Origin of the sequence: Affinundibacterium nitidum, assembly GCF_014284155.1 — a bacterium.
GTDB lineage: Bacteria > Pseudomonadota > Gammaproteobacteria > Burkholderiales > Burkholderiaceae_D > Undibacterium > Undibacterium nitidum.
Genome location: NZ_JACOFZ010000005.1, coordinates 25,245 through 38,784, shown reverse-complemented (window position 1 = coordinate 38,784; position 13,540 = coordinate 25,245). Strand labels below are relative to the sequence as shown.

General features: G+C 47.2%; 7 protein-coding genes. 3 read left to right on the top strand and 4 right to left on the bottom strand.

The window, feature by feature from the left end; all coding sequences use genetic code 11:
• The first annotated feature begins 204 nt into the window (after nucleotides 1–204).
• Complete coding sequence (locus H8K36_RS13185) at nucleotides 205–771, top strand: hypothetical protein (RefSeq protein ID WP_186916963.1); 567 nt, start codon at nucleotides 205–207, stop codon at nucleotides 769–771.
• Nucleotides 772–792: 21 nt separating this feature from the next.
• Here H8K36_RS13185 and pbpC read toward each other — a convergent pair whose 3' ends face one another.
• Both pbpC and H8K36_RS13175 read right to left on the bottom strand, forming a co-directional pair.
• Nucleotides 793–3,186 carry a penicillin-binding protein 1C gene (gene pbpC / locus H8K36_RS13180; RefSeq protein ID WP_186916962.1) on the bottom strand — a complete coding sequence of 798 codons (2,394 nt, stop codon included), beginning with the start codon at nucleotides 3,184–3,186 and terminating at the stop codon, nucleotides 793–795.
• Nucleotides 3,187–3,248: 62 nt separating this feature from the next.
• Nucleotides 3,249–4,925, bottom strand: coding sequence for a response regulator (locus H8K36_RS13175; RefSeq protein ID WP_186916961.1), 1,677 nt, complete (start codon nucleotides 4,923–4,925; stop codon nucleotides 3,249–3,251).
• 624 nt (nucleotides 4,926–5,549) lie between these two features.
• On the opposite strand from H8K36_RS13175, the gene H8K36_RS13170 reads away from it, so the two are divergent.
• Nucleotides 5,550–9,416: a sensor histidine kinase gene (locus tag H8K36_RS13170; RefSeq protein WP_186916960.1), complete on the top strand. Its 3,867-nt coding sequence runs from the start codon at nucleotides 5,550–5,552 to the stop codon at nucleotides 9,414–9,416.
• A gap of 9 nt (nucleotides 9,417–9,425) precedes the next feature.
• Here H8K36_RS13170 and H8K36_RS13165 read toward each other — a convergent pair whose 3' ends face one another.
• A complete protein-coding gene (locus H8K36_RS13165) occupies nucleotides 9,426–10,370 on the bottom strand; it encodes an alpha/beta hydrolase (RefSeq protein WP_186916959.1) in 945 nt (314 codons plus the stop codon).
• A gap of 296 nt (nucleotides 10,371–10,666) precedes the next feature.
• Here H8K36_RS13165 and H8K36_RS13160 point away from each other — a divergent pair, with 296 nt between their 5' ends.
• Nucleotides 10,667–11,821, top strand: a complete 1,155-nt coding sequence (locus H8K36_RS13160; RefSeq protein ID WP_186916958.1) for a hypothetical protein — start codon at nucleotides 10,667–10,669, stop codon at nucleotides 11,819–11,821.
• 72 nt (nucleotides 11,822–11,893) lie between these two features.
• Here H8K36_RS13160 and H8K36_RS13155 read toward each other — a convergent pair whose 3' ends face one another.
• Entirely contained in the window at nucleotides 11,894–13,387 is a 1,494-nt protein-coding gene (locus H8K36_RS13155) for a DUF4214 domain-containing protein (RefSeq protein WP_186916957.1), read from the bottom strand.
• Nucleotides 13,388–13,540: the final 153 nt, after the last annotated feature.

Genomic DNA, 13,540 nt, shown 5'->3' with positions numbered 1-13,540 from the left:
GAAACTGAGTAATCAAGATTGATTGCTTTCTCGTCTGGTCGTTCGATCAGTATAAGAATTGCAAAATTAGTGACAACGGCAATTCGGCAAAAATTTAACCAAGACAGTTCGAATCGAAAGGAGTATGAGATCTACTTGCAAATTGCCTTGATCTGCTTTACTCTGCGGCCTCTTTTGATTTTTGCTTCACCCGCGTCGTTGTTCATGTCTAAAGCTGTTCTTTTACTCGCCACCGATGTCTTCGGCGAAACGCCTGCTACCGCTAGTCTTTGCCGTCAGCTTCCGATTTCAACCAAAGTAATTAGTCCCTATGAAGGGGCACAACAATTCAAAACAGAGCAGCAAGCTTATGAACGTTTCCTAGCCGCTGGAGGTGTCGCGGCGTACGCCGAGAAAATTCAAGCGCAGCTGGTGCAAACCGAAGTACAGCATGTGTTGGGATTTGGAGTTGGTGGAAGTGCGTGGTGGATGAAATCAGCGACAAACGCGGTTCAATTACAATCCGCGACACTATTCTATGCGTCACGTGTACGCCACCATCTTGACATTACGAGTGCTTGCACGACGCACTTCATTTTCGCTCAACATGAAGTGGCTTATGACGCCCAACACTTGACGGGAAAGCTCCACCGGCTCGGGCACCACGCTGAAGTCGCCAAACTTGCGAAGCATGGATTCATGAATTCATTTGCCGCTGGTTTCTCTCTGAAACTGCAGACGTATTACCTCGAACTACTGACGCAAAAATATCAATTGCAACAAGCAGCATAGACGCCTCCATCGTTAAGAAAATTACTTCTTATCGACGGTAAAGGACACGCTATCGACGTGCCCTGCCGCATCGATCACCGTAATGCTATGTGAACCAGCATCAGCAATATTGATAGTCTGGCGTTTTTTGATGCCCGCAGCACTTTGTTTTCCATCTAAGAGCCAATAGTGTTGACCAGTTCCGCCAACGGCATCGACACTAACACTAAGACTATTTTGGCCAGGTGCTGTACGCAGTCGACTGCCAGGTTTCACTCCCATCAAACGAATACTTCCTACACTGTTCACCTGCGGGCAATTAGGCGACCAGGCAAGTAAGCCAAGTTCGTGCTTACGCGTTGGTGTCAGCCATGCCTCAAGTAAAGCGGGCCAACGTGCGACTTCACGTTGTTCGGCTTTTGAATCACAACTAGGCATGGTGCGCATTTGGGTTGTCGGGTTCATCCAAATCGTTTCTACTAAACTACGCGCACGTAGTCGGTCAGGAAGCGTCGGCGGAATGGTATCGCGCAAGACCCAAGCACTGCGCTTCGCATGGCAATGTTCTGGCTTAGTTAAACTTGCAGCCACACCGAGCGGCCAACAGATTTGTGCCGTCGTAACCTCTTTAGGCATGTCGCGAGGCAAACCCTCACCCCGAGGCATCGCATAAGCAATTTGATGCAATAAGGGGGCTGCGATATTGGCGCCAAAAAAACCTGGATTTGGCGTGCCATCGGGTCGTCCTATCCATACACCCATCGTATATCGACCACTTACACCGACCGCCCAAGCGTCCCGAAAACCATAGCTGGTCCCCGTCTTCCACGCAAGACGCACACCACTTGCATCACCTTCAACAAAAGGCTGGTCGGGGTGTCCACCCGCTTCAAGAATATTACGAATAATGAAAGCGGCACCCTCACTCATCATTCGAGATTCTTTTAAGGGAGCATCCGGTGTAATACGCGGGACACCAGCCATCCCCTTCATTGCTAAAGAGCGATACGCACCAACTAATTCTTCCAAACTCGTACCAGCGCCGCCTAAAATGACGCTTAAGTTTGGTGAAGCGTCTTTTGGTAAACGCAAGCGCAAACCGGCACTTGAGAGGCGCGCGGTAAAGCGGGTTGGGCCGATGCGATCCAATAGATCTACCGCTGGCACATTCAAAGAACGTTGCAAAGCTTCTGACACACTCACTGGACCTGAGAAATTCGCTTGAAAGTTTCCAGGGTCGTAACCGCCAAATGATTGCGGCGTATCGGCCATCAAACTTTCAGAGTGGATGACGCCATCATCTAAAGCCATCGCGTACAAAAATGGCTTCAAGGTTGAGCCGGGCGACCGAATACCTCGCACCATATCGACATGGCTAAAACGACGAGGATCAGAAAAATCAGCAGAGCCTGCATAGCCCAATACTTCCATGGTTTTGCTATCGACCACCAAGGCGGCCATCGACACAAAGCGTGGTAGTTGGTTAACTTTGTCAGCCAACATTCTCTCAAGTGTCGTTTGAATCTCGCGATCTAAAGTCGAACGAACGATACCAATTGCGGTACCACTGTTTTTCTTTGTTCTCTGGCGCGCCTCTGCTCGCGCAGCTTGATGTAGGCGCTCGGCAGCCAATGGGGCAAGCCAACTTACCCGTGGCGGGTTCGCCCCCACTTTTTCGATCAAGGCATCATCGACTTCGGCCCGTGTCCAATGCTTTAACTCAGCCATACGACGCAGTACTTTATCGCGCGACTGTTGAGCTAACTCAGGATGACGATCAGGCCTCAAGCGCGAGGGCGCTTGCGGTAAAACCACCAATAAAGCGGCTTCGGCAGACGACAAGGATTGCGCGCTTTTCCCTAAGTAGCTACGGCTTGCCATCTCAACACCTTCGACGATTCCCCCCATTGGTGCGTGATTGAGATACAAAGTTAAGATCTCTTTCTTTGAGAGCCGCATTTCCAATTGAATGGCTCGTGCAATTTGACGTAATTTGCCGCGCATCGTTCTTGGTACAGGCTCGAGCGCGCGCGCTACTTGCATCGTCAGTGTCGAACCTCCCGATACGATATGACCGTGCGCACCCCACTGCCAAGCCGCACGTGCCAAGGCCACTGGGTTAACGCCGGGATGCCACTCGAACCAACGATCTTCATAGGTCATTAAGGCGTCAAGATATTTTGGCGAGACCTGATCAGGTGTCACTGGATAACGCCATACGCCATCACCATCGGGCCAACCGCGTAAAGGAGTTCCATCACGCGCAACGACCACCATGCCAGGCAAATCTTTGGGAATAGGCGGCGGAAAAATTTGATCCAGAATCAACAACGCGCTCAGCAGCATGGCGACACCACCCCGCCATGGATGCGCACGCAACCAACGGCCAGCCCGCCGAAGTTGAAGACCAAGATGTAAAGATTCAGGGAACGCCATACCCAAACTAAAATCGCGATGAAGTCGGGTATTGTAAAAGCTTTACGAAGCAATAGGGGGATTTAAGCGATGCAGACTTGCGCTCTCGCTTGTTCCAAGACATCAAACAGTTCATCTTGAGAACAGGGTTTATTCAAACAAGCATCAAAGCCTTGTGCCAAATAATTGGCTCTACTTTTCTCATCGTCATGACCAGAGTACGCAACAATAAAGCTCGGCTTCTTGCCATGATTCGCCTGATACTCACGAATATTACGCATGGCCTCAATCCCACCCATCACCGGCATTTCGATGTCCATGATAATCAAATCGGGAGTTGATGCAATTGCCCGGTCAACCGCCATTCGCCCATTGATCGCGCAATCCAGAGAATAATGTGGCGTGCGGAAATTATCGCTCATGACCATATGATTGAAGTCATCGTCATCTACCAACAGCACAGACATCGGTTCAGTGCTTCGCATTGGCGTCGCCAACCTTGTTGCCTGTTCTTTTTTATGTGAAGCGGTTGGATGATTTTGACTGCGGTGCAAACGTAAACTCAGCGTTGTACCATCTTCTTCCGAGGTTTGCATACTTAGACTACCGCGCTGCACTTTGGCTAAAAGGTGCGACGAATAAGTACCTAAACCAGTGCCTCCAATTTTTCCAGACGTTGCATATTTATCGAAGAAAGTCTCGCGCAATGCGACTGGCACCGATCCTTGATTATGAATCGCCAGCAAGACTTCCGGACCATCAATTAAGCTTACCATCACCGCAGAGTGTTCCGGCGCAGCTTCGACTGCATTCTTTAATAAATTACCGATAATCGAATAACACAATGAGTCATCTGCCTCGGCAAAAACGTGCGGCTCCTCATCGGGAATGTGAATACTGACTGACTTGGACTGTGCATGCGCGGATAAACCCAGGGCTACAGCCGATACAATATTGGTCAGATCAACGCAGGCTGGGCGAAACACGTAACTACCGCTCTCCATGCGAAACAAATCGAGCGACAAATTTACCATGCTCAAGGCGCGGTTGGTCGCGCTCTCAATCATCGTCAAAATGTCTTCTTCGTGTTTGCTGAGAGTTCGACCAGCGCGCAACAGTGTTGGTGCAGCGGCGATACTCACTAGCGGTGTCTTGAGATCATGACGAGAAATACGTTCAACGTCTTCCAAGGTCCGCAGTGCATCTTGCAAGGCATGATTCTTTTCGTCTAGTTCTCGGGTGCGTTGAGCAACTCTTTCTTCAAGAAATTTCTCAGACTCTTGCACCTTCTTTAGCATGACTTCGAGTTCTGAATTTAAGTTCCGCAGTTGACCGTTTTGCTCGGTGAGCTGTTGTTCATGAGAATACGCTTGCAAGGCCGAACGTACGGTGAGAACAATATCGTCGTGATTGAAAGGCTTTTCCAAGAAACGATAAAGATTGGCCTGATTGATCGCTTTTTTTACGCCTTCGAAGTCGCTTTGCCCCGTCAACATAATGGTCATCGTCCGCGGGCTACGTTGATGGATCTCAATTAACAACTCGTCGCCCCGCATACCCGGCATGATGAAGTCAGAAATGACTACACTAATGGTATCGCCGCTTGCCTCCAAATCCTCAAGAATTTCTAAAGCTTCTTCGCCGCTCTCGGCAATCTCGATGAGATAGTTTGTGCCTAATGCGTGCGAGAGCAACGTGCGCAATGCAATCAGCACGGTGGTGTCGTCATCGACGCAAAGTATGATGCCGCTATCCTTCATGAATTACATCCGTTGGCAGTACCATTTAGGCGAGTCGAAAAAGTAGCGACTTACGCGGGCGGAATTTTGACTTTCCACGAAGTAAAGTATTCACGAAGTGAAGATGTTGCGCAAGAGGAATTTTTGCGGGTGTGGGATTTTCTGAGAAAGATCAAGCAAAAATCATTTTAAGTTGACTAGTTTTCTTGATAATTTCCATTTACTCGCCCTTGCTGCTTGCAAATCCATTCGGCGGTAAGGCACATGATCAATAACTTAGCCATCATAAAAACCACATACGCACCGCCAATAGTTTGCTGAGTGATACTATGCTTTCATGCAAAATAGAAACATTTGATCCTACCGACAATCCAACATGAGCGTTGTCTGCAATACACGGATCTGCACTATCTTGGAGATCATGAGGTGATAAAGAGTTTACCGTCAAAGATTCATGAAACGATATCCCGGTGTCTCAATTTGCGCCGCTATTTTCTTTGTTTACCGATCCTCTACTTTTGCGCAGTCTCAAACACTAGCTATGCAGATCAAAGCAAAAGTACGTCAAAAAATGACTCAATCCCCTATTCACAAGATTTTTGGTACACCCACCACTTCTTCGAAAAAGTAGGCAATGATGAATCCTTGCCTATCAACATCGTCTCTTCTCTCACTCAGGATAGTTCTGGCTTTATATGGATAGGAACGCAAGCTGGCTTAGTGCGTTACGACGGCTATCGATTTGAAAAATTCACCCACAGCAATCGCGAACCATTTTCCCTTCCAGACGACTATGTCAAAGCTTTGTGGCCAGCTAAAGATGGCACACTGTGGATAGCTGGATATGGCGGCAAAATCGCAACTTTTAATCCTAAACTCAAACAATTCAAAGAAGTACAACTGTCACCTGAGTTAAACGACGAAGCAAAAGTGGGACGCATTATAGGTTTAACGGGAGACTCCAAAGGCGGTATTTGGATTGCTGCAGAAGTCTTAGGCCTAGCTTACCTTCCAGCGGAAGGCGGCAAATTAGTACGCTTTCTTCCACAAGCAAACAATAGCAACAGTCTGTCAGAACAGAAGATACGTAGTATTTACGTCGACAAATCTGACAACCTCTGGATAGGCACCTTCAACGGGCTACAGCGCCTCTCCAGCGATCAAAAACAATTCAAAATGATTGCGTCCGATCCTAATGATGCAAACTCTCTCGCTGGTCATGGTGTGAGTAGTATATTCGAGGCTATTGATGGAAAAATTTGGGTCGGTCTCACCCGCAACGGAGCAGCGTGGATAGAACCTCAAAGTAACTCTTTGCACCGCATAGGACTTGACGCTATCGCAGGCAATGTCCTCGCTGACAACGTGGTTGATGGTATTTTGCAGGCTGACGAAGACGAAATCTGGCTCTCACGTTATGGCTACGGAATTTATATCGTGAGTGCCAAAGACGGCCACATCTTGCATCGTATGCGCAACGATCCCGCCATCCCTAGTAGCCTAGCCCTCGACCAAATAGGTTCAATGCTGAAAGACAGATCGGGCATACTTTGGGTAGGCACTTGGGGAAATGGATTACAGAAACATTTACCGAGCCACGACACCATTCGCATGCTGCGTCATAGCCCCACCTATTCAACGGGATTGACGCGAGCCAATGTGCGAAGCATTCTGGAAACCATGGATGGACGCATTTTATTCGGTACCGAGGGCAATGGGATCGATATTGTAGATCGTCGTCGCGGCATTATCGGTGGCTATCGCCCTTCTGCGAATCAATCTGAAACATCGATGGCGCCAGCCGTCTTGGCTTTAGCGGAAATGGCAGATGGAAATTTATGGGCAGGTACCCGCCAATCTGGTCTGAAACGACTCAAACCTAAAGCGAGTGAATGGCGAACGTATTCGGTGATCCACGGTCTACCGAGTAATCAAACCCCCACACTCTATGTCAGCAAGAAACAGGAACTCTGGGTAGGCACTACACAAGGATTTGCCCGCTGGATTCCTGAAACAGATCAATTCGAGGCCTACGCCACCAATAAAGATCTTCAAAATTCGGGGTACGTCACTTCAATCAGTGAAGACAATCTGGGCAATATTTGGGCGGCCAGTGAGCATGGGGTATGGGTCCTTAATACCCACACCAAAGAACTCAAGCAAATAACTCACCTCGATTACGATCCCAATAGCCTAAGTCATGATGACGTCAATGGTCTTTTGTTCGATAGCCGTGGCCAGCTATGGGTCGATACGTCCCAAGGATTTGATCGACTCATCCAGTGGGATGGCAACCGCGCCCGCTTCGAACATATAGGCGACAAAGTTGGACGCCCCGCCTTATACCTCGGCGGTAATTTGCTGGAAGACTCCCTGGGCCGTATCTGGACTCAATGGTTTATATACGATCCAAAGGCAAACAAATTGATGGAGCTATCAAAATCGATAGGCATTGATATTGGTACTGCATGGATAGGTAGTTTTGCCAAAACCAAGGATGGACTTTTTCTCTACGGCGGCACTAAAGGCGCGGCGATCATTAAACCAGATAAATTTGACGCATGGACCTTTCAGCCACCAGTGGTCATCACCAAACTAAAAACCAATGGGATTGATCAGAATCTCGCGCAAATCAATGAAGGTCTGCAAATGCGCCCAGGCCAACGCCATTTCGAATTTGAATTTTCGTCTTTAGATTTTCTTGTTCCACAACGCAATCGATATGCCTATCGACTATTGGGCTATCAAAGTGAATGGATTGAAACTGACTCTGAACATCGCAGCGTCAGCTACAGCAATTTATGGCCCGGAGAGTACACGCTGCAAATCAAAGCCAGCAATAATCAAGGCGAATGGAGTGAAAATGAGCTGAGTATTCCTATTATCGTATTGCCTGCTTTCTGGCAAACAAAGTGGTTTATTTTACTGGTACTCTTAATTGTCAGCGGCAGCATTTACAGCATGTATAAACTGCGCATAGAACGAGTGAGAAAAGAAAAACGTCTGCTGCAAAATCTCGTCGATGCGCGTACCTCAGACATTATGAAACTAGGGGAAGTCGGACAAGGACTCACCGCGACACTCGACACTGAAAAAGCGTTTGAACGTATCCAGAAACAAGTGTTTGCAAGGGTCGATGCACACGTGTTCGGTATCGCCTTCTTTGACAACAGTACTGATGCGATTGAAGTTGGTTACATGATTGAGGGTGGTGTCAGGCAGGAGCCGTTCCGCTACACCATGGATGAAAAAGATAGACCCGCGGTCTGGTGCGTGGAACATAAGCGTGAACTCATTACCAACACCGAAGCAGAGCTACTTAAATATTTCGATAAAATCGCACCAGCAAAATCTGGTGAGCCGATGCAATCAATTATTTATTTGCCACTCGTGGTGGAAGAGAAAGTCATCGGTTGCATGACCATACAAAGTCCGCGCGAGCACGCTTATCCACAAGATCAAGTCGAATTCTTACGCGCATTGGTGAACTACGTTGCCATTGCCGTGGCGAACTCACAGTCTCACCGCCACTTGATCGATGCACAAAGACAGTTGGCGCAACAGGAAAAAATGGCTTCATTGGGACAACTCGTCGCCAACGTGGCTCATGAAATCAACACACCGATTGGAGCTATCAAATCGAGCGGAAATAATATTTCGAATGCCTTAAATACAGCCATGACGGAACTATCGAGCCTCATGTATCTACTCGAACCCGATTTACGCCAGTTGTTTTTAGATTTGATTGAAAATCTGAATTCCACCAATGTCATTCTCAACACTCGTGAGGAGCGCAAAGTTGCGAGTGATACGACAGTCGCACTAGAGCAGCTCAATATTTCGGACGCTAGGCGCAAAGCCGCGATACTCGTGCAATTGCGGGCACAGAATCATATCGATCGTTTCTTACCCCTGCTCCAACATCTTGAATGCGATCGCATTTTACATGCCGCAAACGAAATTGCTGCTATCGTCAACAGCGCTAAAAATATTCAAGTCGCGGTCGATCGAGTCTCCAAAATTGTCTTCGCATTCAAGTCATTCTCTCGTATTGGCAGTAGCAACGAGAAGCAACTGAGCAATCTACGTGAGGGCATGGAGACAGTATTAACGCTATACCAGAATAAGATCAATAAGGGTACTGAACTTATTTGTCATTTCGAAGAAATTCCCGAAATCTCTTGTTGGCCAGACGAGCTAGTTCAAGTCTGGGTGAATCTCATACACAATGCATTGCAAGCGATGGACTACAAAGGGTGCCTAAGCATCGGCATTCGGAAGGAAGACGATCATGCGGTGGTCACGATCGCCGATACTGGCCCAGGCATTCCCGAGGCCATTCGCGACAAGATATTTGACGTATTCTTTACGACGAAAGCTGTAGGTGAAGGTAGCGGTTTAGGTTTGGATATCGTCAAGAAGATCGTCAATAAACATCACGGCAAGATTAGCTTTACAACCGAGCTCGGTGTAGGCACGTGCTTCACAATTAAGCTCCCATACGAGAGCTAAGTGCAGAGTTCAAGCCTTATTTTTTAGTAGGAGATTTTGCTTGAGAAAGGTAATCAGCTGTTTCAATAATTCTTGATCGAGCAGCAGATTAGGGTCGCTATACGATGCCACTTGTTGAGCGTTATCGAGTGGGACATTTTTCAAAATATGATTCATTCCCTTGATCACCGCGACTCGCGCTTTCGGTAGTGCTTTGCTCAAATACATCGCTTCCGCAACCGATACTTGGATATCATGATCACCTTGAAAGATCGCGACCGGCATCTTCAACTGTCCTATCACCTCACTCGGAACAATGGGAAACCAAGACATCAAATAAGCTTGTACACTTGGCCGATAGAGCGCCAATAAGGCTGGAGGCACCTCTTTATAGGTTTGCCCGCGTTCTAAACTCTGCAAGATTGATTCATTCGCTTGCGCGAGCTCTGGCGGCAAACGATCTTTCAACTGCTGACGTAATATGCGCGCCGCAGATTGACCTGGCCCCGCCAATGAAACGAATGCATCGACATCGGCATTCTTCGCTGCGAGCATTCCAATGGTCGAGCCTTCACTATGTCCAATGATGGAAACACCACTAAATCGGGTGTCCGCCTTTAATAACTTGACCCAAGCCTCGACATCATTGACATAGGTTTGAAACCGAAGTTCTTCTTCCGAACGAGCAGCGATGGCACTTTCTCCGATTCCTCGTTTATCGAATCGAACGCTGGCGAAGCCCGCAATTGCTAACTCCTCAGCTAACATTTTCAAGCTATCGTTCTTACCGCGGAGCATAGGATTATTGCCATCCCGATCGGTCGGTCCAGAACCAGAGATGAGGAGAACGACTGGTGGTCGCTCCTTATGTCCAGGCACTAACAAAGTACCATATAAGGCATTGTTGCCATCACCGCAAACGATCGACGTGCTCAGATATTCTGCAGATGCATTGCCTGCGACAAGTAAGCTCATGAGAAACAAACAGCGACAAATCAGCGATGCGACCATGTTTCACCTATACCAATCATTAGTCAAGAATAAGCCTCGCATGAGGCTACATTTCATCAGTTTAATTGTTCAAACATGAATCCATCGCATGATTCCACATTCAATCTCATGTCTTGATCCATTACATGAAAAAGTATAACAATACGCGACTCAATTTGACAATTCGTGCTACTAGCGATTTTAGGATGGACGCATGACCTAGATTTGCTATGCTGCGTCCTACGTGACAATTTTCCCCTTACAGAAGGATAACTTCATCAATGCTAAAGCCGATACTTTTCGTCACCAGCCTTACCCTCAGCATACTCCCTGGCCTCAGTTCAGCGCAAAACAATTTCACCAGCACTGAAGGCATTCAAAAAAGCTGTGCACTACAGGAAAAGCAAAACTTCAATCATGGTACTTCGAATGCAGATAAACAAAGTCAGGTTATCTGTCGCGATATTGCACTCTTGAAGCAGGTTGCGCGTTGGGTGGATCAACTCAAAGTCAGCCCCAATCGCGATTTTACGAGTCGCGATTTTGACACCATGGTTCGTAAAGAAATTACCTACATTCGTCAGCAACTTGGCGCCAGTCGAAAAACCCTAGAGAAAATGCAACTCAAGCCAAACGAAGGTTTAATGATAGAACCCGCTCAGTGGCAATTAGACTTGAATGGCGACAGCAAAATTAGTCCGTGGGAAAAATACTTCTTTGCAGTCGTAAAGCCCGGTGAACGTCCATTCACTATGAGCATGCCAAGCGATGATCCCAACTACTACCAAGAGCATTTCAACTTACAGGCCAAGTTTCAAGTTGATCAAAGCGATGTGTATTGGGCATTGGCCTATCATCAGTTCTTCGAAGGCTTCACTAATTTAATTCTGTCGTTTCAAATAGACATGAGCGACCGTCGACAAATGCGGATTAAAATGATCGACCCCGTTTCATTACAGAAATCGCATGCCTTAATTGGAGCAGGCTTAGCAACATCCGAGCGCATGCGCCAATCGTTGTTAGCGGAAACTGATGACCAAGATGAATGGATTCCAAATCCAAACCAAAAGAATCATGTCTTCCCTCTCGCGATGGACCAAGCTGCATTCAATATTTGGGGTAAGTTCTTAGGTGAGACCATCCCTCTCTGGAATGGTAAAACAATACTAGCACCGCCTAGCAATGCAGGCGGAATGCTCGGTAGCACGGCAAAAATGTGTCCGCCAAATCAAGGACTCAATGTAGCCACCCTATTTAAGCGTGCACCCACTTATTTTGATAGCAGCCTGTCAGTACGTTACGCCTGCATGAGCGTTGATAAAGATCATCCAGCGAGCCAACTTGCTAAAATGGCAGAAGAAGCGCTCGAGCAAGGCAGAAATAATCCCAAAAGTCCGGAGTGGAGTTTTGTTCGTTACTTCTATTGGGTAAATTAACCTGCTACCAGATCCACCAACTTCCCGTGCCATGAGCATGCGAAGTTGGTGCGTACGACTTCAGCGAATGGACTAGCCAAGATTAAATTGATCTGGACTCAATCCAATTAACTTAATCGCGTTCTCGATACTACTTGGCGTTACTCTAGCGGCGATCTCCATACCATTCACGATCGACGCACTCTCGGAGTTGTAATTCAAGCCAGCTTTGACGGCAAATTGATGCGCCACTTGGATTTTATTATCCAGCAAATCAGCAACCCAACCATATTGGGCATCACCCTTAAAGGTATGGGCTCCTGCCAAAATATTCGTCACCAAAGAACCGTGCGTTTCAGACCCGCTCGTTAGTCCCTTCTTCCAATAGGCCAAGCCTTCACTATCAGCGCCATCGGTTCTCCCGAGGACATTTTTGTAAACTAAATTAATAAAGGCTTCAGGTGTCATATCTGCTGTGTATCCGGTCTGCGCCGAATAGATGATGCCAGCATTGTAGAATGATTCGGCAATCTGCTTAATTGGCATTCCTTCTTTGAATCGCGTAATCCAGTACGCCAAGCCATCTGCGTCTGGTACGCGATTAAAAAAGGCTACATACAACTCCTCGATACCCTTTAAGTTGTTTACAGAAATGGAATTCGCCAATGACTGAACGCTTAAGTTGACGGACATGTCCGAAAACTGCAAACGTTCGATATTGAGCAAAGTGTCTATTCCTTCACTGCCTGCCACTTTCAATCCACTCAGTAATGGACTCAAGGTATAACTTGAACGAACACCGCTAAAACTGACAACATCACTACCAAGTTGTCCGTCGATCCAATCGTTGCCTGCGGTCGCTTTGATAGTGTCAGGCTTCTCTGTTGCATACAAATACTTCCCTTGTGAGCCAACACCTAAATTACCTCCAAGTCCATCTCCACCATACAACCAATACAATGCTGCAATATCATCGGGGCCATAATTCGCATGCAGGCTTTTCTGGGTATAAGACATCAAGGTGTAATCGGTATTATCCTCATTAGCGGGCAAAACAACCGCACCAGAAAAAGGATGTTTTAGGCCCATTGCATGACCTAATTCGTGCATCAATAGTTCGTAGGAATAATTACCCGCAGTCGGGGATAAGTACCGGGTCCCAGACTCTGCGTTATCAACATATACATAGGCTTGTGCAACATAACTAGTGATCTGCTGAGAAGCATCATAGAAGTAGTTATAGTTCCATTGCGTCAGACCCGCATTATTGGCATTCGTAATATTGGCATTCGCGAAATGAATATCCGCCTTAGCGCCATCAATGACCTCAGAAAAACTAATGCCCGTAATCTGATTAATTTTATTGAAGATATCCCGAATTGCCACCTGCTGTGACACATTAAACGTCGATAAAGCACCGGTCACACCTGAGCTTTGGGGGTCGGTGCCAGAGCTAACTGAAAAGCTGTAATAAATGGTCGTTCGCGCGGGTGTTAGCCAATTCCACCCCGGGCCATCATCTAAAAGGGCATCAATATGGTTCCAGCCTGAGAGCATGGAGGCTTTTATGGTGTCTAATTTGGGCATAGCTGTTTTAATCGTGCGGCCAAACAAAAGCACATTGTAAGACAGATTTAACTAAGGAAGATGGTTGGTGCGCTAGAACTTTTTAGCTCTAAGATCTGTCTGAATCTGTAAGGCATATGGCATTTCTGATAAAGAGCAATTGACGGAAGAGGC

Coding starts and splice junctions, on each gene's coding strand:
- H8K36_RS13185 (WP_186916963.1), top strand. CDS start 205: ATGTCTAAAGCTGTTCTTTTACTCGCCACCGATGTCTTCGGCGAAACG.
- pbpC (WP_186916962.1), bottom strand. CDS start 3,186: ATGGCGTTCCCTGAATCTTTACATCTTGGTCTTCAACTTCGGCGGGCT.
- H8K36_RS13175 (WP_186916961.1), bottom strand. CDS start 4,925: ATGAAGGATAGCGGCATCATACTTTGCGTCGATGACGACACCACCGTG.
- H8K36_RS13165 (WP_186916959.1), bottom strand. CDS start 10,370: ATGAGCTTACTTGTCGCAGGCAATGCATCTGCAGAATATCTGAGCACG.
- H8K36_RS13160 (WP_186916958.1), top strand. CDS start 10,667: ATGCTAAAGCCGATACTTTTCGTCACCAGCCTTACCCTCAGCATACTC.
- H8K36_RS13155 (WP_186916957.1), bottom strand. CDS start 13,387: ATGCCCAAATTAGACACCATAAAAGCCTCCATGCTCTCAGGCTGGAAC.